The sequence below is a fragment of the Bacillus sp. EKM206B genome (genome assembly GCF_011066015.1).
In the GTDB taxonomy this organism is placed as follows: Bacteria; Bacillota; Bacilli; order Bacillales; family Bacillaceae; genus Bacillus; species Bacillus velezensis.
The window spans coordinates 222,065-248,302 of record NZ_JAAMNL010000002.1 but is presented as its reverse complement, the minus strand read 5'-3'; the positions used below and the strand labels follow the sequence as shown (position 1 = coordinate 248,302).

The 26,238-nt window shown below is 48.4% G+C and carries 26 protein-coding genes, 2 riboswitches and 1 other annotated feature; all 26 genes read right to left on the bottom strand.

Annotation, left to right across the window (positions count from 1 at the left end):
* Positions 1 to 11: 11 nt before the first annotated feature.
* The 26 genes from G9F50_RS04355 to sigE all read right to left on the bottom strand — a co-directional run bounded on the left by G9F50_RS04355 (position 12) and on the right by sigE (position 26,184).
* On the bottom strand, positions 12 to 713 hold the full coding sequence (locus G9F50_RS04355) for a phosphoadenylyl-sulfate reductase (RefSeq protein ID WP_003154369.1): 702 nt from the start codon (positions 711 to 713) through the stop codon (positions 12 to 14).
* 127 nt (positions 714 to 840) lie between these two features.
* Positions 841 to 945: riboswitch (SAM riboswitch) on the bottom strand.
* A 101-nt stretch (positions 946 to 1,046) separates the two neighbouring features.
* Positions 1,047 to 1,679: an orotate phosphoribosyltransferase gene (gene pyrE, locus G9F50_RS04350; protein ID WP_023356887.1), complete on the bottom strand. Its 633-nt coding sequence runs from the start codon at positions 1,677 to 1,679 to the stop codon at positions 1,047 to 1,049.
* Positions 1,676 to 2,395 (bottom strand): orotidine-5'-phosphate decarboxylase, encoded by a 720-nt coding sequence (gene pyrF / locus G9F50_RS04345; RefSeq protein WP_060561708.1) that lies wholly within the window; start codon positions 2,393 to 2,395, stop codon positions 1,676 to 1,678. Before pyrF ends, pyrE begins: the two co-directional genes overlap by 4 nt.
* Positions 2,364 to 3,299: a dihydroorotate dehydrogenase gene (locus G9F50_RS04340; RefSeq protein ID WP_003154377.1), complete on the bottom strand. Its 936-nt coding sequence runs from the start codon at positions 3,297 to 3,299 to the stop codon at positions 2,364 to 2,366. Before G9F50_RS04340 ends, pyrF begins: the two co-directional genes overlap by 32 nt.
* On the bottom strand, positions 3,299 to 4,069 hold the full coding sequence (locus G9F50_RS04335) for a dihydroorotate dehydrogenase electron transfer subunit (RefSeq protein WP_060561709.1): 771 nt from the start codon (positions 4,067 to 4,069) through the stop codon (positions 3,299 to 3,301). Before G9F50_RS04335 ends, G9F50_RS04340 begins: the two co-directional genes overlap by 1 nt.
* On the bottom strand, positions 4,066 to 7,281 hold the full coding sequence (carB, locus tag G9F50_RS04330) for a carbamoyl-phosphate synthase (glutamine-hydrolyzing) large subunit (protein ID WP_060561710.1): 3,216 nt from the start codon (positions 7,279 to 7,281) through the stop codon (positions 4,066 to 4,068). Before carB ends, G9F50_RS04335 begins: the two co-directional genes overlap by 4 nt.
* Complete coding sequence (locus G9F50_RS04325) at positions 7,266 to 8,360, bottom strand: carbamoyl phosphate synthase small subunit (RefSeq protein WP_060561711.1); 1,095 nt, start codon at positions 8,358 to 8,360, stop codon at positions 7,266 to 7,268. Before G9F50_RS04325 ends, carB begins: the two co-directional genes overlap by 16 nt.
* Positions 8,357 to 9,643, bottom strand: coding sequence for a dihydroorotase (locus G9F50_RS04320; protein ID WP_060561712.1), 1,287 nt, complete (start codon positions 9,641 to 9,643; stop codon positions 8,357 to 8,359). Before G9F50_RS04320 ends, G9F50_RS04325 begins: the two co-directional genes overlap by 4 nt.
* Positions 9,627 to 10,541, bottom strand: a complete 915-nt coding sequence (locus G9F50_RS04315) for an aspartate carbamoyltransferase catalytic subunit (protein ID WP_007409728.1) — start codon at positions 10,539 to 10,541, stop codon at positions 9,627 to 9,629. Before G9F50_RS04315 ends, G9F50_RS04320 begins: the two co-directional genes overlap by 17 nt.
* A gap of 142 nt (positions 10,542 to 10,683) precedes the next feature.
* Positions 10,684 to 11,994 carry a uracil permease PyrP gene (pyrP, locus tag G9F50_RS04310; protein WP_007409727.1) on the bottom strand — a complete coding sequence of 437 codons (1,311 nt, stop codon included), beginning with the start codon at positions 11,992 to 11,994 and terminating at the stop codon, positions 10,684 to 10,686.
* A gap of 154 nt (positions 11,995 to 12,148) precedes the next feature.
* On the bottom strand, positions 12,149 to 12,694 hold the full coding sequence (pyrR, locus tag G9F50_RS04305) for a bifunctional pyr operon transcriptional regulator/uracil phosphoribosyltransferase PyrR (RefSeq protein WP_060561713.1): 546 nt from the start codon (positions 12,692 to 12,694) through the stop codon (positions 12,149 to 12,151).
* A 188-nt stretch (positions 12,695 to 12,882) separates the two neighbouring features.
* Positions 12,883 to 13,797: an RluA family pseudouridine synthase gene (locus G9F50_RS04300; RefSeq protein ID WP_060561714.1), complete on the bottom strand. Its 915-nt coding sequence runs from the start codon at positions 13,795 to 13,797 to the stop codon at positions 12,883 to 12,885.
* 1 nt (position 13,798) lies between these two features.
* Positions 13,799 to 14,260, bottom strand: a complete 462-nt coding sequence (lspA, locus tag G9F50_RS04295; protein WP_003154398.1) for a signal peptidase II — start codon at positions 14,258 to 14,260, stop codon at positions 13,799 to 13,801.
* A gap of 101 nt (positions 14,261 to 14,361) precedes the next feature.
* Complete coding sequence (locus G9F50_RS04290; RefSeq protein WP_007409725.1) at positions 14,362 to 14,733, bottom strand: TraR/DksA family transcriptional regulator; 372 nt, start codon at positions 14,731 to 14,733, stop codon at positions 14,362 to 14,364.
* A gap of 150 nt (positions 14,734 to 14,883) precedes the next feature.
* Positions 14,884 to 17,649, bottom strand: coding sequence for an isoleucine--tRNA ligase (ileS, locus tag G9F50_RS04285; RefSeq protein WP_060561715.1), 2,766 nt, complete (start codon positions 17,647 to 17,649; stop codon positions 14,884 to 14,886).
* A 51-nt stretch (positions 17,650 to 17,700) separates the two neighbouring features.
* Positions 17,701 to 17,929 (bottom strand) — a binding site (T-box leader).
* A 61-nt stretch (positions 17,930 to 17,990) separates the two neighbouring features.
* Positions 17,991 to 18,485 (bottom strand): septum site-determining protein DivIVA, encoded by a 495-nt coding sequence (gene divIVA, locus G9F50_RS04280; RefSeq protein WP_003154406.1) that lies wholly within the window; start codon positions 18,483 to 18,485, stop codon positions 17,991 to 17,993.
* 93 nt (positions 18,486 to 18,578) lie between these two features.
* A complete protein-coding gene (locus G9F50_RS04275; protein WP_015388260.1) occupies positions 18,579 to 19,349 on the bottom strand; it encodes a YlmH family RNA-binding protein in 771 nt (256 codons plus the stop codon).
* Between the two features lie 61 nt (positions 19,350 to 19,410).
* A complete protein-coding gene (locus G9F50_RS04270; RefSeq protein WP_003154408.1) occupies positions 19,411 to 19,689 on the bottom strand; it encodes a YggT family protein in 279 nt (92 codons plus the stop codon).
* A gap of 6 nt (positions 19,690 to 19,695) precedes the next feature.
* Positions 19,696 to 20,154: a cell division protein SepF gene (gene sepF, locus G9F50_RS04265; protein WP_007409719.1), complete on the bottom strand. Its 459-nt coding sequence runs from the start codon at positions 20,152 to 20,154 to the stop codon at positions 19,696 to 19,698.
* Between the two features lie 4 nt (positions 20,155 to 20,158).
* Positions 20,159 to 20,842: a YggS family pyridoxal phosphate-dependent enzyme gene (locus G9F50_RS04260; RefSeq protein WP_060561717.1), complete on the bottom strand. Its 684-nt coding sequence runs from the start codon at positions 20,840 to 20,842 to the stop codon at positions 20,159 to 20,161.
* Positions 20,843 to 20,846: 4 nt separating this feature from the next.
* Positions 20,847 to 21,683: a peptidoglycan editing factor PgeF gene (gene pgeF, locus G9F50_RS04255; RefSeq protein WP_020953996.1), complete on the bottom strand. Its 837-nt coding sequence runs from the start codon at positions 21,681 to 21,683 to the stop codon at positions 20,847 to 20,849.
* 154 nt (positions 21,684 to 21,837) lie between these two features.
* On the bottom strand, positions 21,838 to 22,089 hold the full coding sequence (locus G9F50_RS04250; RefSeq protein WP_003154415.1) for a YlmC/YmxH family sporulation protein: 252 nt from the start codon (positions 22,087 to 22,089) through the stop codon (positions 21,838 to 21,840).
* A gap of 60 nt (positions 22,090 to 22,149) precedes the next feature.
* Positions 22,150 to 23,430: an acetylornithine deacetylase gene (locus G9F50_RS04245; RefSeq protein ID WP_060561840.1), complete on the bottom strand. Its 1,281-nt coding sequence runs from the start codon at positions 23,428 to 23,430 to the stop codon at positions 22,150 to 22,152.
* A 76-nt stretch (positions 23,431 to 23,506) separates the two neighbouring features.
* A riboswitch (TPP riboswitch) is annotated at positions 23,507 to 23,612 on the bottom strand.
* 4 nt (positions 23,613 to 23,616) lie between these two features.
* Positions 23,617 to 24,414: an ABC transporter ATP-binding protein gene (locus G9F50_RS04240; RefSeq protein ID WP_007611292.1), complete on the bottom strand. Its 798-nt coding sequence runs from the start codon at positions 24,412 to 24,414 to the stop codon at positions 23,617 to 23,619.
* A 127-nt stretch (positions 24,415 to 24,541) separates the two neighbouring features.
* On the bottom strand, positions 24,542 to 25,324 hold the full coding sequence (gene sigG, locus G9F50_RS04235) for an RNA polymerase sporulation sigma factor SigG (protein ID WP_003154420.1): 783 nt from the start codon (positions 25,322 to 25,324) through the stop codon (positions 24,542 to 24,544).
* 140 nt (positions 25,325 to 25,464) lie between these two features.
* Positions 25,465 to 26,184, bottom strand: a complete 720-nt coding sequence (sigE, locus tag G9F50_RS04230; protein WP_007409714.1) for an RNA polymerase sporulation sigma factor SigE — start codon at positions 26,182 to 26,184, stop codon at positions 25,465 to 25,467.
* Positions 26,185 to 26,238 lie beyond the last annotated feature (54 nt).

Genomic DNA, 26,238 nt, shown 5'->3' with positions numbered 1-26,238 from the left:
GTGCAGCTCCTTTATTCATGCAGTCCGCATTCTGTTTTCGCCATGCCGTTCCATCTGCCGCTCCGCAAATCTTCCGCGGTAAACGCAGGTGAAGTGCACGGTTCACAGCCGATGCTCGGATACCCCTGATCATGGAGGATATTGTAATCCAGCTCATGCTTGGAAGTATATCTCCAGATGTCTTTCCATGTCCAATGGATCAGCGGGCATACTTTAATCGATTGAAACTTGTCGTCTTTATTCAGGAAATTCGTATTCGCCCGGCTCGGCCCTTGATCCCGGCGAAGACCGGACAGCCATGCCGGATGTCCTGCGAGCGCTTCTCTTAACGGCAGAATTTTTCTGATGTAGCAGCACTGGTTCGGTTCTCTTTCCCACAGTTTATCTCCGTGAGCCTCGGCCTGTTCTTCAAGAGTAAGGCTTGGCTTTTTCAGGATAATGTTCAGTCCCGGGTAACGCTCTTTCACTTTTTCGATCGTTTCATATGTTTCTTTAAAGTGAAGACCCGTATCGAGAAACACGATTTCCGCGTCTTTCTTTACTTTAGAAATTAAATCGATCAGGACGATGCCTTCAATCCCGAAGCTGCACGCGTAAACAAGCTGGTCTCCGTAGTGGCCGTATGCCCATTTTAAAACGGACAGCGCGCCTTTATAGGAATCGTCTTCCGGAAATGTAATCGCCGGCTCTTCCCATGTGTCATACGTTAGCATTTTTCCTTTCCTCCTCCCGGAGACAATCAAACAGCTGTTGTTTTCTGCCGGTTGTCTTATCCCTCAATCTTTTTTTCATATAAAAAACTTTCAATCCAGCGGAATGAAAGACAGTGACCCGGTATAGCCCTTATCTTCAAAATGCTGTGCATTTTTCTGGATGCGGCACCTTGCATGACACGCAGGTTGCCGGGCGTCATCGGTCCAGTCCCTCAGCCGCTCTTGATAAGCTTTTTAGATTTGTACTAAATTTTAGCACAATTCTAACAGAAGTCAACCCGAGTTTTTTGATAGGAATAATAAAACAGGCCCTGAGGCCTGTTTTTATTGTCATTATTTTTTAAACCAATCTTTTGACTCGGGATTCTGTTTCCATGATTTCAGTTTCTCAATGTCATCTGAATGAATCGTTCCGTTTTCAAGCGCGACTTCAATCAGCGTGTCATAATCCGTTAACGAGTAATAAGGAAGACCCGCTTTTTTAAAGGCTTCTTTTGCTTTCGGCAGTCCGTATGTAAAAATGGAAATGACGCCGAGGACTTCCGCGCCCTCTCTTTGAAGGGCCGCCGCAGCTTCAAGCACGCTGCCCCCGGTAGAAATCAAGTCTTCAATCACGACTGTTTTTTGCCCTTTTTTAATGGCGCCTTCTATTTGATTTCCTTTGCCATGCGCTTTCGGTTTGCTTCTGACGTAGCACATCGGCGCGCCTGTACGATCTGCGAGAAGCGCAGCATGCGGAATGCCCGCCGTTGCAGTGCCCGCGATCATCTCCGCCTCGGGAAAATGCTCTTTCAGCAGTTTGCCGAGCCCGTCCGCCACATCATTTCTCACTTTTGGATACGACAATGTCAGACGGTTGTCACAATAGATCGGTGATAAAATACCGCTCGCCCACGTAAACGGCTCATTCGGGCGTAAAAAGACAGCTTCAATGTGTAATAGATGTTTTGCGATAGCCTGTTTCATCGGCGAACGCCCTCCCATTCCAGTTTAATTGCTTCATATGCTTCAACGGGGTTTTCCGTTTTTGTAATTGAGCGGCCCACGACGATGGCTGACGAACCGTTTTCTTTCGCAAATGACGGAGTCGCCGTCCGGACTTGATCGTCAGCTGCGTCACTGGCCGTGCGGATGCCCGGTGTGACTGTCAGAAATGAAGGCCGGACCGCTTCATAAATGGCTTTTGTTTCATGCACCGAACATACCACTCCGTCCAGCCCGCACTCTTCCGCCATTTTGCCGTAATGCACGACCGTTTCTAACAGCGGCTTATGCAGCAGAAGCTCTTCCTTCGCCACCTGCTCTGAAGTGCTGGTCAGCTGAGTCACCGCGATTAAAGACGGGCGTTTTCTGCCTGTCGGCGTGCCTTCTTCAAGCCCCTCTAGGGCCGCGCGCATCATGCGTGCGCCCCCTGCCGCATGCACATTGACGAGATCAACGCCGAGGCCGGCCAGCCGCTTCATCGCTTTATTGACCGTAGTCGGGATATCATGAAGCTTTAAATCTAAAAATATATCACAGTTCCGTTCTTTTAATTGGTGAATGATGGCGGGGCCTTCCTGATAAAAAAGTTCCATCCCCGTTTTGACAAAAAGCCTTTCCTTTTCAAACAAGTCTAAAAACGTTAAAGTCTCTTCCCCTGATGCAAAATCAAGCGCGATGATGGGCAGGTTGTTTTTCATGTTTCCAGCTCCTTCCGATGCATTCACTTACAGATTGAAAGCCGTGTTGGCGCAGTACACGGGGGAGCTGTTCTATGATTTCCGGGCAGACGAACGGATTGACGAAGTTTGCCGTGCCGACGGCAACCGCACTCGCTCCCGCAAGAAGAAATTCTAATGCATCCTCTGCGGTCTGAACGCCGCCCATCCCGATAATCGGGATTTGAACGGCCTGGCTGACTTCGTATACCATCCGGATGGCGACCGGTTTGATCGCCGGGCCTGACAGTCCGCCCGTTTTATTTGCTAAGATCGGCCGTCCCGTCTTGAGATCGAGCCTCATCCCGATGAGTGTATTAATCATCGTCAGACCGTCAGCACCGGCCGCTTCAATCGCTTTGGCAATCTCGGTTATGTTTGCGACATTAGGCGAAAGCTTCACATACACAGGCACTGCGGAAACTTCTTTCACCGCTTTTGTCAGTTCGGCCGCCATGACGGGATCAGTACCAAAAGCAATCCCCCCCGTTTTGACATTCGGACATGAAATGTTAAGCTCAAGCGCATGCACATTCGGCGCTTGGCTGATGTGCTCGGCCACTTCTTTATAGTCGTCCACCTGAGAACCGGCGACATTTGCGATAATCGGCGTGTCAAATTGTTCGAGCCAAGGCAGCTCATGATTGAGCACATGCTCAAGGCCGGGGTTTTGCAGTCCGATGGCATTCAGCATTCCCGCGCTTGTCTCCGCCACTCTCGGCGTCGGATTTCCGAAGCGGGCTTCGTTCGTCGTGGCTTTAATCATAATGCCTCCGAGGCATGATAAATCGTAAAATCCGGCATATTCTTTCCCGAAACCGAAACATCCGGAAGCGGGGATGATCGGATTTTTCAATTGGAGACCCGGCAGATTCACTTCTAACATTACAGCGCCACCTCCTCAGCTTTAAATACCGGCCCGTCAAGGCAGACCTTTACATAGGATGTATCGCTTTCACCCGTGCGGCACACGCAGGCGAAGCAGGCTCCGATGCCGCAGCCCATCCGCTCTTCCATCGAAAGATAAACCTCTTTATGGCCGTACTGCTGCTTCAGAGCTTTCAGCATCGGTGTCGGTCCGCAGCTTAGCAGGACATCAAATTCGAGCTGCTTTTCACGGATGACATCGGTGACAAACCCTTTCTCTCCATATGTTCCGTCAGCCGTCGCCACATAGGTGTCTCCGTACGCACGACATTCCTGTTCGTAAAAAACATCCTTTGCTGATTGAAATCCAAGCACATGAATGACGTTTACGCCTTTTTCCGTCAGGCGCTTTGACAGTTCCTGCAAAGGCGGAACCCCCACTCCGCCTCCGACTAACAGCGCGGTTTTGCCGGGTTCAATCCGCCGGACGGGGAATCCGTTGCCGAGAGGGCCGAGAACGTCTATCCTGCCGCCCTCTTTTTTCCCGGCCAAAAGACGCGTTCCCTCACCGTCAGCTCTGTAGATAACGGATACTTCATTCGCGGCGAAATCGACGTCCGCAATGCTGAGCGGTCTTCTTAATAGCGGCGTGACCGCGTCACTCACCTTCAGATGAAGAAATTGACCCGGCTCGGTAAGGTGCCGGACAAGCTCTCCTTTCAGCACCATCTTATAAATCCGGTCGGCAATTTCTAAGTTGGATTGAACAGTCAAATGCGCTTTCTTCATATCGTGACTGCCGCCTTTTGATTGGTTTCGGATGCAGGCATATGATCCGCCCGGAATGTCATGCTTTCCAATACCCGCAAAATGGCTTCGGCCGTATCTAAAGATGTCAGGCAGGCGACTCCGTTCTCAACGGATTCGCGGCGGATTCTGAAGCCGTCTCTGGCCGGCTGTTTGCCTTTTGTCAGCGTATTGATGACAAATTGCGCTTCGCCGTTTCTGATCACATCGAGCAGATTTTTCCCTTCTTCGCCGATTTTTCCGACGACCTGAGCCGGAACCTGAGCGTCTTTCAAATAAGCCGCCGTTCCTTCCGTTGCCAAGATTTTATAGCCGATGGCGTGGAACCGCTTCGCGATCAGCAGTCCTTCTTCTTTATCTTTATCGGCAACAGTCAACAGCACTGAGCCGTAGTTCGGGATTTGAATGCCAGAGGCAATCAGCGCTTTATAGAGCGCTTTTTCCAGGGTTGAATCTTTGCCCATGACCTCTCCCGTCGACTTCATTTCAGGGCCTAACGTAATATCTACTCTTCTCAGCTTCGCGAATGAGAAGACAGGCGCTTTCACGAATACCCCCTCCTGTTCAGGCTGCAGCCCCTCTTGATAGCCGAAATTAGCAAGCTTTTGGCCGAGAATGACCTTTGTCGCCAGATTCGCCATCGGAATCTTTGTGATTTTGCTTAAGAACGGCACGGTTCTGCTTGACCGCGGATTTACCTCAAGCACATACACTTCACCTTGCGACAGTACGAACTGGATGTTCAGCAACCCGATGATGTTAAGGCCTTTTGCCAAGGCTACAGTGTATTGTTCGATTTTTTTCTTAATGTCTTCGCTTAAAGACTGAGGCGGATAGACGGCGATTGAATCCCCTGAATGGACGCCGGCCCGCTCGATATGCTCCATAATTCCCGGAATAACGACTGTTTCGCCGTCAGATACGGCATCGACTTCGATTTCTTTCCCCGTCAGATAACGGTCGATTAACACCGGATGCTGCGGGTTGATTTTGACCGCATTTTTCATATAGTGAAGCAGCTCTTCTTCGTGATAGACGATTTCCATCGCCCGGCCGCCGAGCACATACGAAGGGCGGACAAGTACCGGATAGCCGATGGATGCGGCAATTTTGACCGCTTCGTTCACCGACACAGCGGTTTTTCCGAGCGGCTGCGGCACATTCAGCGCCTCAAGCGCCTGCTCAAACTTATCCCGGTCTTCCGCACGGTCTAAATCTTCAAGTGATGTGCCGAGGATTTTGACGCCGCGGGCGCTCAATTCTTCCGCAAGATTGATCGCCGTCTGGCCGCCGAATTGGACGACAACGCCTTCCGGCTGTTCCAAATCGATGATGTGCATGACATCTTCTACCGTCAGCGGTTCAAAATACAGTTTGTCTGATATGCTGAAATCAGTGGACACCGTCTCAGGGTTGTTGTTGATAATAATCGCTTCATAGCCTGCCTGTTTGATGGCCCAGACAGAATGAACGGTCGCATAGTCAAATTCGACGCCCTGTCCGATACGGATCGGCCCGGAACCGAGGACGACGACGCTTTTTCTTGATGTAACCTCAGACTCATTTTCTTCCTCATATGTGCTGTAGAAGTACGGGGTTTCTGATTCGAATTCCGCCGCGCATGTATCCACCATTTTATATACAGGCTTGATGGCTGCTTCTTTTCGCATTTGATACAGCTCTTGTTCCGGCATATTCCATTCCCGGCTGATATATTTGTCGGAGAAACCGAGTTCCTTCGCTGTCTGAAGGACGGCGAGGCTGCCTTTTTCCGCTTTCAGCTCTGTTTCAAAAGCGACCAGCTTACAGAGCTTGTGCAAAAAGAATACGTCAATTGCGGAAAACTCATGAAGCTGCTCGACTGTGTAGCCTCTTCTGAACGCTTCAGCAAGATAAAACAGCCGTTCATCTCCGGCCTTTCTGATCCGTTTTTCCAAAAGCCCGTCAGAAATCTCTTCCGCATCCTTCAGTTCCAGGTGATAGACATCGGCTTCCAGTGAGCGGACCGCCTTTAACAGCGATTCTTCAAGGGTGCGTCCGATGGCCATGACCTCTCCGGTGGCTTTCATTTGCGTCCCGAGCCTGCGGTTTGCCGACTCAAATTTGTCGAACGGCCAGCGCGGGATTTTAGAAACGACATAGTCAAGCGCGGGCTCAAAAGCCGCATATGTTTTTCCCGTTACGGGATTCATCATTTCATCAAGAGAAAGCCCGACTGCGATTTTCGCCGCAAGCTTTGCGATCGGGTAACCCGTCGCTTTTGAGGCGAGGGCAGATGAGCGGCTCACCCGCGGATTCACTTCGATAATGTAATATTGGAAGCTGTCGGGATCGAGCGCGAGCTGAACATTACAGCCGCCTTCAATGCCGAGCGCGCGGATCAGCTTTAATGAAACATTGCGCAAAAGCTGGTATTCCCGGTCGCTCAAAGTCTGGCTCGGGGCAACGACGATGCTGTCACCCGTATGGATGCCGACTGGATCGATATTTTCCATGTTGCAGACGACGATCGCGTGATCTCTGCTGTCTCTCATGACTTCATATTCGATCTCTTTGTAACCGGCAATGCTTTTTTCCAGAAGGCATTGATGGACGGGGCTGAGTTTTAATCCGTTTTCGACGATCTCTTTCAGTTCTGCTTCATTCGAGCAGATGCCGCCGCCCGTTCCGCCTAATGTGTAAGCGGGGCGCACAATAACCGGAAACCCGATCCGGCCGACAAATTCCTCGGCTTCCTGTAAAGTGCGAATGATCTCACTTTCCGGCACCGGTTCATTCAGCTCATTCATCAGCGTACGGAATAAGTCGCGGTCTTCCGCCTGCTGGATGGCGGACAGCTTTGTGCCGAGCACTTCCACCCCGCATTCCTCAAGAACCCCGAGTTCAGACAGCTCAACGGCAAGATTCAGTCCGGTCTGTCCTCCCAGAGTCGGCAGGATGGCGTCCGGCCGTTCTTTTCTGATAATACGCGTGAGAAACTCCGGCGTCAGCGGTTCTATGTATACCCGATCAGCCATTTCCGTATCCGTCATAATCGTTGCCGGATTCGAGTTGACGAGAATAACTTCATAGCCTTCTTCCTTTAAAGCGAGACACGCCTGTGTGCCCGCATAATCAAATTCCGCCGCCTGTCCGATAATAATCGGGCCTGATCCGATCACTAAAATCTTTTTAATATCTACGCGTTTTGGCATACCGCTTCCCCTTCTTTCTCAGTTGTTTCGATCAAGTCAATGAATCTGTCAAATAAATGATTGGCGTCTTCCGGCCCCGGTGAAGCTTCAGGGTGGTACTGAACCGTAAATGCCGGCAATGTTTTATGCTTGAGTCCTTCGATCGTTTGATCATTGATCGCAATGTGCGTCACTTCAAGCTCTGTCTCATCTATTGAAGAAACTGTATATCCGTGGTTTTGGGCGGTTAAAGCGACTTTCCCTGTCGCAAGCTCTTTAACCGGATGATTGGAACCCCTGTGTCCGAATTTCATTTTTTCCGTTTCCGCTCCGGATGCCAGCGCAAATAATTGGTGGCCGAGGCAGATTCCGAATAACGGCACCTTCCCGAGTATTCCTTTTATCATTTCAATGGCTTCCGGCACATCTTTCGGATCTCCGGGTCCGTTAGAAAGCATGATGCCGTCCGGCTTGAGCTGAAGCACTTCTTCCGCCGTTACATTGTACGGCACAACGATGACATCGCATTTTCTTTTGTTTAACTCTCTTAAAATGCCGTGCTTCATACCGAAATCGACGAGTACGATGCGTTTGCCGCGGCCCGGACTCGGATATGCCGTTTTCGCAGATACTTGAGCGACTTGATTTCTCGGCAGTTCCGTTTCTTTCAGCCCTGCAAGAACCTCTCCGACATTCTCCTCACTTGAAGCAAACGTTCCTTTTAATGCGCCGGCCGTGCGGATCATTCTTGTGAGCTTTCTCGTGTCAATCCCTTGTAAGCCGGGGATATTTTTCATTTTCAAATACTCGTCAAGCGTGTAAGCCGAACGCCAGTTGGAAGGCAGCTCGCACAGTTCTTTTACGATCAGCCCTTTTACAAAAGGAGTGATGGATTCAAAGTCATCTCTGTTAATTCCGTAGTTGCCGATCAGAGGATACGTCAGCGTCACGATCTGCCCGCAGTAAGAAGGGTCTGATAAAATTTCCTGATAACCGGTCATCCCCGTGTTGAATACGACTTCACCCGCGGTATGCTCCAGGCTCCCGAATGCTTCACCCTCAAATACCGCTCCATTTTCCAGCACTAGTCTTCTTTTCATTTGACGAGTCTCCCTTCTTCGTATGCAAGCTTACCGGCAGCCATCGTTGCAACAGGCCAGCCGAAGCACTTCATCTTGTTGAATGGCGTATTTTTTCCTTTAGATAAAAATGTATCTTTGTCAATGGCTGCTTCTTTTTCCAGATCAATCAGGGTGATGTCAGCCGGCGCCCCCGGTGCAAGCGTTCCGTACGGAAGATCAAATGCCTCGCAAGGTTTTACCGTCATGAAATCAACCAGCTGCTTCAGCGTCCACGCCCCGTTTTTCACAAAATGTGTGTACAGAAGCGGAAAGGCTGTTTCTAAACCGACGATCCCGAAAGGCGCAAGCTTCATATCCGTGTTTTTCTCTTCTTCTGTATGCGGCGCATGGTCAGTGGCGATGAAATCAATCGTACCGTCTAAAAGCCCTTCAATCAACGCCTCTCTGTCCTCTTTGCTGCGAAGCGGCGGATTCATTTTAAAATTGGTATCAAGTCCCGGGATATCTTCCTCACAAAGCAGCAGGTGGTGCGGCGACACTTCCGCCGTCACGCGGATTCCCGCTTTTTTTGCGTCTCTTACGGCTCTGACGGATTCTTTCGTGCTGATATGACACACGTGGTAATGGCAGCCCGCCGCTTCCGCCAGCAGGACGTCACGGGCGATATGTACAGCTTCACAAATGGAAGGTATGCCGTTCAGGCCGTTCGCTTTTGAAAAAGAACCTTCATGAACGCTCCCTCCGTAAATAAGCGAGTTATCCTCACAATGAGCGACAATCGCTTTATTTATTGAAGCCGCCCGTTTCATGGCTTCATACATCATTCCGGCCGTCTGAACGCCGACGCCATCATCGGTGAAGGCGAATGCGCCGGCTTCATGAAGCGCCTCAAAATCTGTCATTTCTTCGCCGGTTTGTCTGATCGTAATGGATGCGTAAGGAAGGACCCTGACAGATGAGGTTTCTTTGATCCGGTTTTGCAGCCATTCCATCTGCTCTTTCGTATCCGGTACCGGCCTTGTATTCGGCATGGCTGCGACTGTGGTAAAGCCGCCCCGCGCCGCAGCTTTAGAGCCCGTCTCAATGGTTTCTTTTTTCTCGCCGCCCGGTTCTCTGAAGTGGACATGAAGGTCTACGAGTCCCGGTGAAACGAACAGTCCCCCAGCGTCGATCACCGTTTCTCCGTCTTTCGCTGTCAGAAGCCCGGTTTCCGAAATGAATTCACCCGTTACCCGGATATCCTGTGCCACTTTTTCTCCCTGTTCATTTAACATCCAGCCGTTTTTAATGAGATAAGACATAAGCCGCTTCTCCCCTTTTCACATTGGTTTGCAGTGCTCTTTTTAAGACTGCCATTCTGATATACACACCATTTTCCATTTGTTTAAAGATTCTTGATTTTCCGCATTCCACTAATGTTGTGTCAATTTCGACTCCTCTGTTCACCGGTGCGGGATGCATGATGATGGCATGCCGCTTCATGCTCTCCGCCCGCTTTGCGGTCAGCCCGTATGCTTCCAGGTAGCCTTTTTGGTCGGCTTCTGTCTGATGCCTTTCATTTTGGATGCGGAGCAGCATGACGACATCTGAAGCTTGTATGGCTTCATCCGTCTGTACACAGGTGCCGAAGGCGTTTTTCTCATCCTGCCATTGCGGCGGCCCTGAAAACAGCACGCGTGCGCCGAGCCTTGTCAGCACCTCGGCATTTGACCTTGCCACCCTGCTGTGTTTGATATCGCCATGAATGGAAACCGTCAGGCCCTGAAAGGTCTCAAATTCCTCTTGAATCGTCATTAAATCGAGTAATGACTGAGTCGGGTGCTGGCCGCAGCCGTCGCCGGCGTTTAAGATCGGAATATTGACTCTGCCGGTCAGATCTTTGTAATATTCATCCGTGCTGTGCCTGATGACGCAGGCGTCCGCTCCGATTGATTCCAGAGTTTTGACCGTGTCGTATAAGGACTCGCCTTTTTGAACGCTTGTGCTCGTATCGTCTAAGCTGAGCACGTTCATCCCGAGTTTCTTTTCCGCCACTTCAAAGCTGAACCGCGTTCTCGTGCTCGGTTCAAAAAACAGATTCGCAACGAATTTTCCCGCGAGATCGGGGCGGACTGTTCCCTCTTTTATCGCTTTTGCCTCACGCAGCAGTTCTGTAATTTCAGCTGCGCTCAGTTCAGACATCGCCGTTAAATGATTCATGTTTTTCTCCTCCGTTTCCGCTTGAAGGCCGTAAAAAAACACCCCGGTCTATAGACTCGGGGTGCGGTTAAAGAGAGAAGCAGCGTACAGCTTCTTCCCGTTATAACCCTTCCAAGCCTCTCTGGACTTTCTTTAAAAGGTTTTACATATGATTTTGTTTTTCTGATGCAATCGCGTCTTCTTCATTTGCATGCGGCAGGATAAGGTTCAGGATGACTCCGACGATTGCCGCAAGCGCCATGCCGGATATTTGGAACCCGCCTTTTGATACTTGAATGAACGCACCGCCGACGCCGATCACGAGGATGACGGATGTGATAATTAAATTTCGCTTGTTTTCATAATCAATGTTGTTGTCAATCAGCATTCTTAAGCCGCTGGAGGCGATAATTCCGAAGAGCAGGAAGGAAACGCCTCCCATAACCGCGGACGGAACAGAGCTGATCAGCGCTGATACTTTTCCGATAAATCCGAAGCACAGCGCAATCACACCCGCGCCGCCGATGACAAAGACGCTGAAAACTCTCGTAATTGCCAGTACTCCGATGTTCTCGCCGTATGTCGTCGTCGGCGGGCCGCCGATTAACGAAGCGATGATCGTCGCAACACTGTCCCCCATTATGGAGCGGTGCAGTCCCGGCTTTTTAATGAAATCCTGTCCGACGACTTTACTCAGCACCATTTGGTGGCCGATATGTTCTGACATCGTCACGAAAGCGACCGGCACCATCGCAGCCGCAATGCCCAATGTCACTGACGGCGTATAGTCTTTGAAAGGGATGATAAATTCAGGAACGGCGAACCACTTTGCATCAATGACCGGCTGGAAATTGACGATGCCCTGTGTCAGCGCAAACAGATAGCCGCCTATAATGCCGATCAATACCGGAATCAGGCTTAAAAATCCCCGTAAAAAGATGGCGCAGATAATGGTGATGGCCAAAGTGACGCCGGCTACACTGAAATGTTTCAAGCTGTAGACGAGTTCCTTTGCATTCGGATCGGCATACATTGCCATATTGACGGCTGTGCTTGCCAGTCCGAGGCCGATGACGATGATGACCGGCCCGACGACCACCGGGGGCAATAGCTTCATCAGCCACCCCGTTCCAAGCTGCCTGATGAGCAGTGCGATCAGGCCGTACACAATTCCCGCCAGGAAAGCGCCGACCATGGCAGCCCCCGGCCCTCCCGTCGCCTTCACCAAGATAATCGGTGATATAAAGGCGAATGATGAGCCGAGATAAGCGGGAATCTGGCCTTTTGTCACCAAGAGATAGGCGAGTGTCCCGATTCCGCTCGTGACAAGCGCCACTGCCGGGCTCATTCCGACCAGTTTCGGCACGAGTATGGTTGAACCGAACATGGCGAATAAATGCTGCAGGCTGAATGACAGCCAGGACAATGGATTGGGGACGTCCCTGACTCCCAGGTTTACTTTTTTCTTACTCATGGCGTTTTCCTCCCGGTTGACTTTCAAATGGTATAAAAAAACCTCTTTGCTTTTTGCGCAAAGAGGCATACAAAACCCGGCCGCGTCGATCCGCCCGGCTTTGTGTTTTAAAATCCTCTTCGCAAACTCTCTGGAATGCATTTAAAAAGGGTGATTATTCATTTTCGTAAATGGCGACCATATCAGTCAGATCAACTTCGCTCAGCTGAACCATCACTTTTTCAGCTTTTGAGGTCGGAATGTTTTTCCCGATATAGTCCGCTCTGATCGGCAGCTCCCGGTGCCCTCTGTCGACAAGCACGGCAAGCTGTATCGATGACGGCCGCCCGACATCAACGAGGGCATCCATCGCAGCTCTCACCGTCCGGCCGGTATAAAGCACATCATCAACCACAATGACCTTTTGGTCTGTGATATCGGCCGGAATGTCCGCGCCTTTTACAAGCGGCTCTTCATTGCTCGTTTTTTTCGTCAGGTCGTCACGGTAAAGGGTGATATCGATTTCCCCGACGGTGACCGGATTCCCTTCAATCTGTTCGATCCGCTCGGCCAGCCGCTTCGCTAAATAAATGCCTCTTGTTTTAATTCCTACAAGAATGCAGTCATTCATTCCTTTATTCCGTTCGATCATTTCATGGGCTATCCTTGTCAGCGCCCGCCTGATTGCCTGTTCGTCGAGAATAACAGCTTTTTGATTCACTCGTGACACCTCTCCATTCGTATATAAGAAGAAAAAACCCCTCCTGCCAGAGCATAGAGGGGTTCCTTTCCAGGACGAAGACACACGTGTATCTCTTCTGTCCTATCCGTTATCCTTCTCAGCCTCTCTGGACTGTGTTAAAGAATCTATTCAGCTTGTTTTTATTATTTCAGAAAAGAAAGTCGCTGTCAATGGCTATTTCTTAAATCTTCAATGAGTTTTTTCATATCTTCAGGAAGGGGCGCTTCAAACTCCATGTATTCTCCCGTCCGCGGATGATCAAAACCTAATATTCCGGCATGAAGCGCCTGACCATTGAAATCAATGGTTTTTCTCGGTCCGTACTTCGGGTCGCCTGCCAAAGGAAACCCGATATATTTCATATGAACACGGATCTGATGCGTTCTTCCGGTCTCAAGACGGCACTCTACGAGCGTGAAATCTTGAAAACGCTCAAGCACGTGGAAATGCGTGACGGCGTTTTTGCTGCTTTCTCTTGTTACGGTCATGCTTTGACGGTCTTTTTTATCTCTCCCGATCGGAGCGTCAATCGTTCCGTCATCATGTGAAATCACCCCGTGGACAACCGCTCTGTACTTTCTGGTCACGGTTTTATCGACGAGCTGATTAACGAGTGATTCATGCGCCATATCGTTTTTAGCGACCATTAACAGACCGGAAGTATCTTTATCAATCCGGTGGACGATTCCCGGGCGCATGACGCCGTTAATGCCGGAAAGGTCGTTGCAGTGAGCCATCAGTCCGTTTACAAGCGTCCCTGTCACATGGCCGGGCGCCGGGTGTACAACCATGCCCCGCGGTTTGTTCACAACCAAGACGTCCTGATCCTCATAGTAAATGTCCAAATCCATCGGCTCTGCAAGCACGTCCAATTCTTCCGGTTCAGGAATGGTGACGTTTACCTGATCGCCGGGCTGCATTTTATAATTCGCTTTTACGGATTTGCCGTTAACGGATACCAATCCCTCTTTTACCCATTGCTGCACTTGAGTGCGTGACCAGTTTTCTCCCGTTGAAGCCAAAAATTTATCAATCCGTTCGCTCTTTTGTTCAGGCTGAACGGTTATCTCAAATTGATTCATGTTATTGCTCCTTCTTTTTCCCGCTGTCAAACAGCATATGAATAAATAAAAGTATTACACCGACGCACAGTGAGGAGTCCGCGATATTAAAAATCGGATAGTGATAATCCACGATGATGACATGAATAAAATCCACCACTTCCTGGCGCGCCGCCCGGTCTATAAAGTTTCCGGCCGCACCGCCCAGCATTAAGCCGAGAGAAATTCCGAGTAACATCTGCCCTTTTGCATAACGCTGTATGTAATAAACGATTCCGATAATCACGGCGATGGTAATGACGTAGAAAAACCACATTTGGCCGGCTAAAATCCCCCACGCCGCTCCCGTGTTGCGATGAGATGTGATATAAAGCACCTGATCGATGACAGGTATGCTTTGTCCCAATTCCATATGGCTGACGACAAGCCATTTGGTCAATTGGTCGGCAATAATAATAAAAAGAGCGATAAGATAATAAAGCACACACGTTCCTCCAGTATACAGTTACTTTTATCCTTTATGAATTTTATCAGTAAAAGATGCCAGAGTAAAGGCAGATCATAAGCGCATGCAAACAGACGCTGTCACTCATACAGCGCCTGATCATATGCATAATCTCCGGGTTCCCAATATGGAAGGGTTTTCTTTTCAAATTGAGCGGGATAATAAAAATCATCAGCGGTTCTGGCCGTCGGCAGCACCGCAAGTTTTTCAATCGGAATGGGGTCGCCTGTTTTTTCACAATAACCGTACGTATTGTTTTCAAACTTAGACAGGGCAAGAAGAACGTCCTGAAGTTCTTCTTTTATATGATAGATCAGAGTTGCTTCTTGGTCGTTCATTGAAGGTTCAACAGATGCTGACATTTGAAAGCAAGAATATTCGAATAATCTTGATTGAAGTTCTTCTTTCATCATGAGAAGCTCCGTGTGGATTGCGGTCAGTTGATCATTCATTCATCACAACTCCTGCTCTTGATGTTATGGCTTTATTGTTGCCCCCAGAGCGCCATTTGAAGCCCATAAGATTTTTCCTGTCGTTCTAATCGATGACATTAGTGGCATCTAAAAAAAGCGCCCGGCTGTCACCGGGCGCTTTCTCATTCATTATTTTTGATAATATTTTTCAACGATTTCCGCATTGCGCAGTGATAATGTCGGATATTTCGGATTGGCTCCGACATCTTTAGAAATTACGCGGGAACGTTCACACATCTGGCCTTCCGCTTTTTCTACGGTCATTTTTCCTGTTGTGAAACTTTGCGCGTTTTCAGGCGCTTCACTTTCGTCTTTTACTGTCAGTTCTGAGACGATAAACAGCTGCGCGATATTTTCTTTAATGGATGACAAGAGGTCGCGGTTTTCTTTGTTCGGATACAAAGTCAGGCTCGCTTCCAATGATCTTCCGATAATTTTTTCGTTACGGGCTGTTTCCAAAGCTTTCAGCACGTCGTTTCGAAGCTCCATGAAGCTGTCGAACTTTTCTTCTGTCGCTTGACTGTCCGGAACAGCGATGGTTTCCGGCATATCTGTCAGCTGCACGCTCGCTTCTTCAACAAATGATAAGTGAGACCACATTTCATCCGCCGTATGCGGGAGAATCGGCGCCGTCAGCTTCACTAACGCCAGCAGCGTTTCATAGAAGACGGTCTGCATGCTGCGGCGGTCCGGATGATCCGCATGCTCGATGTACACAACATCTTTTGCAAAATCAAGATAGAAGGAGCTGAGCTCGATCGTACAGAAATTGTGAATGCTGTGATAAACAACCGCAAATTCATATTCATCGTACGCTTTTTTCACCTTATCGATCAGCTTATTCAGCTTGATCAGCATATATTGATCCACTTCGCGGAGATCTTTTACATCCACGGCATTGACGCTTGGATTGAAATCGAACAGGTTGCCGTGAAGGAAGCGGAACGTGTTGCGGACTTTCCGGTATACTTCCGCGACCTGCTTCAGAATGGCGTCAGACACGCGAACGTCCGCCTGATAATCCACTGACGATACCCATAATCTTAAGATGTCGGCACCAAGCTGTTTCATGACTTTAGCCGGAACAACAACGTTACCGATTGATTTACTCATCTTGCGTCCTTCTCCATCCAGTGCGAACCCATGGCTGAGCACACCTTTATACGGCGCTTTTCCTGTTACGGCTACTGCTGTAGAAAGAGAAGAGTTAAACCAGCCGCGATATTGGTCAGATCCCTCTAGGTATAAATCAGCCGGGCGAATTAGGTCATCACGTTCTTCAAGCACTGCTTGATGTGAAGAGCCTGAATCAAACCAAACATCCATGATATCCTGTTCTTTTGTAAATGTGCCGTTCGGGCTGCCAGGATGCGTAAAGCCTTCCGGAAGAAGATCCTTTGCTTCTTTTTCAAACCAAATGTTTGATCCGTGCTGTCTGAACAATTCAGAAACATGTTCAATGGTTTCATCTGTAATAATCGGTTCTCCGTTTTCAGCGTAAAATACCGGAATCGGCACACCCCACGCACGCTGTCTGGAAATACACCAGTCTCCGCGGTCCCGAACCATGTTGTGCAAACGCTGCTCACCCCATTCAGGAACCCATTTGGTTTCTTTAATGGCATCCAGCAGGTCTGATCTGAAATCTTTAATAGACGCAAACCATTGCGCTGTCGCTCTGAAAATGGTTGGTTTTTTTGTTCTCCAATCATGCGGATAAGAGTGAGTAATGAATTCAAGCTTCACAAGTGCGGCTTTTTCATCGAGCTGCTGTGTGATCGCTTTGTTTGCATCATCATAGAACATGCCTTCAAACCCAGGAGCTTCGCTTGTCATTACACCTTTTTCATCGACCGGGCAAAGCACATCTAAACCGTATTTTTGGCCAATGATAAAGTCATCTTCCCCATGTCCTGGCGCTGTATGAACACAGCCTGTTCCGGCATCAGTTGTTACGTGTTCACCAAGCATAACGAGAGAGTCTCTGCCATATAGCGGGTGTTCAGCGATAATGTTCTCAAGGTCTTTTCCTTTGACCGTTCTTGTCACTTCATACTGATCAAATCCGCATGCTGATGCAACACTTTCGACTAAGGCACTTGCTACGACAAAGCGGTCTTCACCTACTGCAATCACGCTGTACTCAAGATCAGGGTGCACTGAGATTCCGAGGTTCGCCGGAATTGTCCAAGGCGTTGTTGTCCAAATGATGATGCGCTCGCCGTTTTCAAGAACGCCTTTTCCGTCTTTTACACCAAAAGCGACGTAAATAGATGCTGAACGTTTGTCTTGATATTCGATCTCGGCTTCAGCCAGAGCAGACTCACTTGAAGGTGACCAGTTAACCGGTTTAAGGCCTTTGTAAATGTAGCCTCGTTTTGCCATTTCACCAAATACGCGGATTTGCTGCGCTTCGTATTCCGGTTTTAATGTCACGTATGGGTTTTCCCAGTCACCGCGGACACCAAGACGTTTGAATTGCTCACGCTGTCCCTCGATTTGCTTCCAAGCGTACTCTTCACATAGTTTGCGGAATTCTGCTACTGACATTTCTTTCCGGTTTACTTTTTTGTTTTTCGTCAGCGCCGTTTCAATCGGCAGTCCGTGCGTATCCCAGCCCGGCACGTACGGTGCGTTGTAGCCGCTCATTGATTTATAGCGGACGATGAAGTCTTTCAGGATTTTGTTCAGGGCATGGCCCATGTGGATGTCTCCGTTTGCATAAGGAGGTCCGTCATGCAGCACGAATTTCGGGCGGTCTTTCGTCCGTTCTTGAACAAGACGGTAAATGTCCTGCTCCTCCCAGTCTTTTTGCATGTCCGGCTCACGATTCGGCAGATTTCCGCGCATCGGAAAATCTGTTTTCGGCATTAACAGCGTATCTTTGTAATCCATTTTCATTCCTCCACAACATTTTTCAGAAAATAAAAAAAGCCCTCTCATCCCATAAGGGACGAGAAAGCTTATCTCGCGGTACCACCCTTTTAGAAAAAACGGATCATCCGTCTTTTCCTCTCGAACATCGTAACGTGATGGAACGTCCTTTCCTACTCTCGGTTCAGAAAGGAAACTAAAGGGCTGATCTGCATGATTCCGGCCATCCCGGGCTTTCACCTTCCCCGGGTCGCTTTATAGCCTGTTTTGATTCATGCCGGTCCCTTTCAATCGTCTTTTCATCTGAATTTATGAACGTATTATATTCGAACGGGCCGGAGAATGTCAAGAAAATCAGAAAATTATTCTTTTTCCTCAAAAACCGCGTCGACTTCGTATTCCAGCAGATGATCCCAATCATCGTTCTTCAGCAGGTCGAGCTGCGCTTCAATCAGCATTTGGAAACGTGTTCTGAAGACTTTAGACTGTTTTTTCAGCTCTTCAATTTCCATTGCGATTTTTCTTGATTTGGAAAGCGACTCATTGATGATGCGATCAGCATTTTTTTCTGCTTCACGGACGATCAGCTTCGCTTCTTTCTGCGAGTTGCGCTTTACGTCTTCTGCGGCTTCCTGAGCTACGAGAATTGATTTATTCAGCGTTTCTTCGATATTGGCAAAGTGGCCGATTTTTTCGTCCAGCTCGTTCACTTTCGCCTCAAGCTCCGTTTTTTTACGGAGTGCGATTTCATAATCTTTTCTGACCTGCATTAAAAATTCATTTACTTCATCTTCATCATATCCGCGAAAACCTTTTGTAAACGTTTTGTTATGGATATCATTCGGCGTTAATGGCATATTGCCACCTCCATTTTACATTTCAGTACGGTTATCTAGTTCACATTATAAAACAAATACGGCACAGATGGAGAAAAAAACTGAAAAAACGACTCATTTTTGCCGTTCAAATGTAACTTTCCATTTGTCTTTTTTCGTTTTTCCGTCAACTTTTGCCAAACTGCATCGTCCGAAGCCGCGAATCGAGAGCATGTCCCCTTCAGCAACCTGATAAGACGGATCTTCAATGGCTTTCCAATTCACCTTAACGAGCCCGTTTTTCACAAGCGCCTGCGCTTTCTGCCTGGATTGCCTGCTCATTGAAGCGCAGACGGCGTCGAGACGCAATGAAGAAACCGTGTCATCCCTTATTTCGACATCTGAAGCGGGAATGTGAAGAGCGGAAAGCTCGATTTTCTCAAGCTTTACCGGCGCTTTGCCCGCCTTGGTCAGCTGAGTGCTGACAAAATCGGCGATTTCACCGGAGACGATCAGCTGCACGGCTTCCTCAGAGAAAATCAGATCGCCGTATTTCTGCCGCTTTAAGCCGATCCCCATTAATGATCCGAGAAGAGAGCGGTGGTCAATGCTGACGAATTTTTCAGCGTATTGAACGTCAAAAGCCCGAAGCTCAAAATCATCCTGTTCAGGTTCCATATATTCAGGGTATAAAATCGCGCGTTTGCGCTCAGCTCTGTCATATCCTCCGAAAAACGCAAGACCGCAGGCATCGCCGATAACGGCTTTTACAATGACCTGTTCTCTGGGATCTAAGAAATCAGTCAGCTTCATCCGATACTGGTCCAGGACAATCTGTTTCCATTCAAGCACCTGATCAATAAAAGGCCGCTCGTCTTGTCTGAAGTGCTGGTAAATATCGCTCATGTTCTTTCCTTTCTATGTAAAGAGGCTTGGCTGGTGCCAAGCCCGTATCAAACTGTCGCATTCAAGTATACATTGCGATCATGCGGTATAGGCCCCAAAGTCCCGTCGTGGCAAACCGAAGCACGATAATCGCTACAATCGGGGATATATCCAGCATGGCAATGGGCGGAATGATCCTTCTGAACGGCTCTAAATACGGTTCGCAAATCGCTGCGAGAAACCGTCCGACCGCCGTTTCTCTCGTACTCGGCACCCATGACATAAAGATATAGATGATCAGGGCAAACGAGTAGATGTAAATTAAATAACTCAGAACGGAAAAAATTTGATAAAGAATCATCCTGCTTTACCACCTCTGATGTTCGTCTTCATTTATAAGCTCCGAAATCGTGCCGGAAACGTCGACATTATCAGGCGTGCACAGAAAAATATCTGAACCGATTCTCTGAATGTCGCCGCCGATGGCGTAGACGGTACCGCTTAAAAAGTCGACGATTCTTTTCGCCTGATCATGCTGGATGCGCTGCAGATTGACGACAACCGCCCGCCTGTTCTTTAAATGATCGGCGATTTCCTGCGCTTCCGCATAAACACGCGGTTCACTCAACACCACTTTAGAGGATTTCTGAACACTTTGCAAGCTTACTACGTTCTGCTTGCCCTGCGGCTTCTGAGCGTAAGCAGGCTGTTTATCTTTCTGCTGTTCATGCTCTTCCGGATGATCCTGCTCCGTTTCAATGTATTCGTACTCGTACTCCTCCTCATCCATTGAGAAAAAGTTTTTCAGTTTATTTTTCATGCTCATTTGTTTACACCCCCGGTTCATTTCCGACTAATGAAGAGCCGATTCTGATAAAAGTTGCGCCCTCTTCAACAGCGATTTCATAATCATTTGACATGCCCATTGACAGTTCCCGGCACGGTGCGTTTGTCTGATTCAGTTTTTGCACCTGATCCCTCAGATCACGCAATTGCCGGAAGCAGGCTCTGATCGTTTCTGTATCGTCTGTCAGGGGAGCCATCGTCATCAGGCCCTCTACAGAAATGTTTCTAAACTCAGAAAGCTCTCTGATAAAGGGGATGACCTCCTCTGTTTTCAAACCGTGCTTAGACGGCTCAAGCGAAGTATTCACCTGCACAAAACAGCGAACTGCATGCTGCGCCCGTTTTTCAATCTCTTTTGCCAATGACAGTCTGTCTAAGGAATGAATATAAGATACACGGTCAACGACGGCCTTCACCTTTCTGGACTGAAGACTGCCGATAAAGTGCCACTCCGGGCTGCCTTTGATGACTTCCTGCTTATGGATAAGCTCGGCATCCCGGTTTTCTCCCAGACTTGTAATACCGGCATCAACGGCCTCTTGAGCCCTTTCAGCTGATACGTATTTTGTAACCGCGATGACGGTAACATCTTCGGGGCTTCGGCCCGATCTGTTACATGCTTCGTTTATTCTTTCGTTTATATGTCGTAATTGATCAGCAACACGCAAGATCTTACGCCTCCTTCATTCCGATAAAGGACATCATGCGTCCCGTTTTCCCTTTGTCGCGGCGGTGTGAAAAGAATAGTTCACGCTCTCGTTCGGTGCATAAACCGCTGACTGAAATGTTTTCTTCCGGAATGCCGCAATGTATCAGAAGAAGACGGTTGACCTCTTTTAAATCAAGCTGATACTGGCCTTTTTCCGTTTCGCATATGGCGGATTCAGCCGTAAAAGGCAGCGCCCGCACTTCATTGATGACGCGGTCGTCGACTGTATAGCTTCCCGCGCTGATGGACGGACCGATGACAGCCTGAATATCTGTTAAACGGGAGCCTTCTTCGTTTACCCAGCGTTCCGTCATGATGCGTCCGATTTGTTTGACCGTCCCCTTCCATCCGGCATGGGCAGCGCCGATAATGGATTTCACCGGGTCATAAAAATACAAGGGCACACAGTCCGCAAAACAAAGGGCCAAAAAAAGATTCGCATCTTTCGTGTAGAGCCCATCCGTCCCGCGGAATGCGGAAGAATAGTCTCTCGCCCCTTTTCCTTTATCCCCGGCTGTCACGCGGCGGACGCGGTTTTCATGTGTCTGGTCGGCGAATACCCAGGAATCCAGATCAGTACCGCATAAGGACGCTATGACTTCACGGTTTGTCACAACATCATGAGCTTTGTCCCGGACGTGCAATCCGGTATTTAATGACTCATACGGAGGATTGCTGACACCGCCGTTTTTCGTTGTGAATCCGGCGATGACCTTTGTGTTAAGCTGATTCACACAGTTCCAGTCTTCTATCATGAGTGCCGAGGGGGTGGTAAGACTAAACGGGTGATATGTATTCATGGAGATCCAACCTTTCGACAAACATTAAAAAAGCGTAATTTCCCACTCATTTTAACACAATTTTAAGCATACGTTTAGCGGCTGATTGAAAAATGAGATAAATAAATGTGCCGGAAACATTGAGATTTCCGGCTTTTTACAAGTAAAGGGAGGATTACGCTCCCCCCTTTGGTTCGTTTACACGCACTAAGATGACATCTTCCCCAATTTTAACTATATTTCGCCAAGGAATGATCATTTCCTCTTCTTTTCCGAAAAAACCGAGAACTTTTCCGCTGCCGCCTAAAATAATCGCCTGAATTTTTCCCGTTGTCACGTTAATATCAATATCACCGATGCTTCCGAGTTTTTTTCCGTTCGACACGTTTACCACATCTTTTATTTGAAATTCAGATATGCTGATCATCCGTATCACGCCCTTTGCCCGTTCTTTTTCCTATTATATGAACGGCCGGGCTGAACCTTGTCACATCGGGCAATCTTTTTTGCGGCTGCACCAGCCGAGGATAAATCTCAACATGATTTTCGTATAGTCCATAAGCTCATCAACGGACACTTCCTCGTTTACGGAGTGGGCGTTTTTTAAATCGCCGGGACCGTATATGACGCTCGGAATCCCGGCATGATAAAGCCACCCTCCGTCAGTTACGGTTTGTGAAACATCAATGACGGGCTCCTGTTTTTTGACGGCTGAGTGTGATGCAGCCAAGACAGAAACTGCCGGATGATCCGGGTCGATTTCCAGCGCCGGGAACACCTCTCCTCTGTCTTCAATCATCGAAGATCCGCCCCATTTGAACACCGGCCTGTTTTCTTTGAGCCACAGATCACTGTCAGCGACACGATTAATATAGTCTTCGATTTCTGCGGCTGCTTGTTCGTGCGTTTCGTTCGGATAAAAGTGGACGGTGATCCATAACCGGCATTCATCGGCGACAAACGCTGCATGTCTTCCGCCTTCAATGACGGCGGGGTTGATCGTATTGGTGCCGGGCGCAAAGCCGGGATAGCTTTTCGTTACCGCCCAGTGGCGCTCCAGCTCTCCCAAGGCAGCGATGATTTTCGCCATTTTTTCGATGGCGCTCGCTCCGAATGTGCCTCCGCCCGCATGAATCATATTGCGCCTCATGCCGTCATGAAATGTTTGTTTGCTTTTCAATTCTATCCAGCCGGTGATGACTCCGCCCTGCCCTTGAATATGCAGGCTGCTCGTATCCGCGACAACGGCAAAATCCGCGTGATAGCCGCGTTTACAGCATTCCAGCGTCCCCGCCTCACCGACTTCTTCTCCGATTACAGACTGTACAATGAGGTCGCCCGGAAGCTCAATGCCGGCATCATGGATCAGCTTCAGAGAGAAAAGTACACACGCCAACCCCCCTTTCATATCAGCGGCGCCCCTTCCGATCAGCATGCCGTCTTTTACGATCGGCTGAAACGGGTCAGAGTGCCAGTCTTCGCCCCCGGCTTCTGCCACATCAATGTGTCCGTTTAAAATCAGGCTTTGATGCCTGCTTGAATCTGTCCCTTTTAAAACACCGACTACATTCGGGTCTTCCGGATACACATCCCACATATCGACCGAGCAGCCCGTTTCTTTTAAAAAGCCGGCCACCCACTTTTGGGCTTCTGCCGTATTTCTTGCTGGCGGGGCCGGAGTCGGAAAGGCTATCAATCTTTCAGCAATATGTATGAAGTCGTGCCGCCGTTTCTCCGCCTGGTGTAACAGCATATCAATCTGATGCATTGGAAATCTCCCCTTTGGCTGTATCAAAAAACCCATTTCATTCATGAAATGAAACGGGTAAAAAACGGATCTTCCTCCGCTTTTTTCACCGCTTCCCTCCGCCGGCATGATCCGGATCAGGTCCGTTAAGGGTTGAGACAAACGTCTCTCTCAGCCGCATGGCAGCACCCCCAGGGTGAATTTATGTTATTTTACGGATGATGCCTCTTTTGCACGTGTTAAAAACGGGCGGCCATTGTTCCATAAGACATTGACAGGCATATCGAAAAACGCAGTAAGGCGCTCGTCAGAAAGCATGTCCCTGATTTTCCCGGAGGCGAACACCTCGCCTTGTTTTAAAAGAAGCGCCTGATCAAATACCGGCAGAATTTCTTCAGCGTGATGGGTGACATAAAGGATGGACGGCGCATTTTCTTTTTCGGCGATCGACGTAATCGTGTCCAGCAGCTGCTCCCTTGCCATAAAATCAAGACCCGTCACGGGTTCGTCCAAAATCAGCAGTTCCGGATCAGCCATAAGCGCCCGCGCAATCAGCGCTCTTTGTCTTTCCCCTTGTGATAATGTTTCATACCGTCTGTCGGCGTAACCGATGGCGCCCAAATCCTTCAGAAGACCGATCGCTTTTTCCCTTACCTGCTCACTCGGAGTTTCGTACAGCCCGATTGAGGCGTACGCGCCGCTGAGGGCGATTTCAAAAGCGGAGTCCGCGGCATATAATTTGTGCTGAAGACCGGCCGAAACAAGGCCGATTTTCCTTCTGAGCCTGTCACCGAGCTCTGTTTTGCCGAATTGATGGCCGAGCACCTGCATCTCTCCTGAAGTGGGGAAGTAATAAGAGCATAACATGTTCAGCAAAGCCGTTTTTCCGGCTCCGTTTAATCCGTACAGCACCCAATTTTCGTTTTTCTCGACGCGCCAGTTAATATCTTTCAAAATCCATTTCCCGTTTCTTTTTAATGACACACTGTCCAGCTGTAAAATCATTGCGTTTCCCCCGTTTACTTTGTTTAAATTTTCTAAAAACTTTTACACATTAGAATACATCACTTTTTTGCAAACGTAAACCATCGCATGAAAAAAGCCTTTAAACAAGGTTTAAAGGCTTTTTCCGTTATTGATGGATATTCTTATTCATTTGTTTAATGGCTGCTTTTTCAAGCCTTGAGACCTGAGCTTGGGATATGCCGATTTCTTCAGCGACCTCCATTTGGGTTTTCCCTTGGAAAAAGCGCTTTCGCAAAATCATTTTTTCCCGTTCGTTCAGTCTTCTCATGCCTTCTTTCAGAGCGAGCTCCTCAATCCATTGTGTATCCTTATTGCGCTCATCGCTGATCTGGTCCATCACGTAAATCGGATCGCCGCCGTCATTATAAATCGGCTCAAACAGTGAAACCGGATCCTGGATGGCGTCAAGGGCAAACACAATTTCTTCATGGGGCACTTCAAGAACTTTGGCGATTTCCTCTGCTGTCGGCTCCCTGCTTGTCTCACTGATTAACCGCTCTCTTACTTGAAGCGCTTTATATGCGATATCGCGAAGCGACCTCGAGACGCGGATCGGATTATTATCCCGCAAATATCTGCGGATTTCTCCGATGATCATCGGTACAGCGTATGTTGAAAACTTAACATTATGGCTTAGGTCAAAATTATCAATGGATTTCATTAGTCCGATGCAGCCGACCTGAAATAAGTCATCAACATACTCTCCTCTGTTGTTAAACCTCTGAATGACGCTTAAGACAAGGCGCAGATTGCCGTTTACAAGCTTTTCCCTCGCTGAATCATCGCCCTCATCCTGTAATTGCCTAAACAGCTTTCTCATCTCTTCATTCTTGAGCACCGGTAATTTGGAGGTATCCACCCCGCAAATTTCGACTTTATTTCTTGACACGTTTTTCCCTCCCACTAGGAGCTGCTGTACAACGTTAAGTATCTCCTCGGGTGGGAAAAATATGCACCGCCATTTTACAGAAATAAACATCCGGCTGCGGCAATCCTTGCAGCAGTAAGGGCTGTCAGATGGAAAAAAATTTACACCATTTTGTTAAACTCTTTTCTCAGTCTTTTGATAATCCGCTTTTCGAGCCGGGAGATATAAGATTGTGAAATCCCCATCATGTCGGCTACATCTTTTTGTGTTTTTTCTTCTTCTCCGACAAGCCCGAAACGCAGTTCCATAATCTGCTTTTCTCTTTCGTTTAATTGCTCAAGCGCTTTTTTCAAAAGTTTTTTATCCACATTGGCTTCAATGTCTTTTGTAATAATATCATCATCTGTGCCGAGCACATCCGAAAGCAGCAGTTCGTTTCCGTCCCAATCAATGTTCAGCGGTTCATCAAAGGACACCTCTGAACGGATTTTATTGTTTCGGCGCAAGTACATTAAAATTTCGTTTTCGATACATCGCGACGCGTAGGTGGCGAGTTTGATTTTCTTTTCCGGATTAAAAGTGTTTACCGCTTTGATCAAACCGATGGTGCCGATGCTGATTAAGTCCTCGATGTTGATGCCGGTATTTTCGAATTTGCGGGCAATGTAAACGACAAGACGTAAGTTTCTCTCAATCAGGATGGCCCGCGCCGCCTGATCCCCGCTCGGCAGCTTTAATAAGAGCACCTGCTCCTCTTCTTTAGACAAAGGCGGCGGCAGCGCCTCGCTTCCTCCTATGTAATACACTTCATCGCTTTTCAGTCCGAGTTTCATCAGCCATTTATACCACAAATATGTCAGACGCAGCTTAAGTTTTTTCATCTTCCTCCCCCTTCTAAATACAACGCGTTTTGAGTATGATGAATAACAGACTTT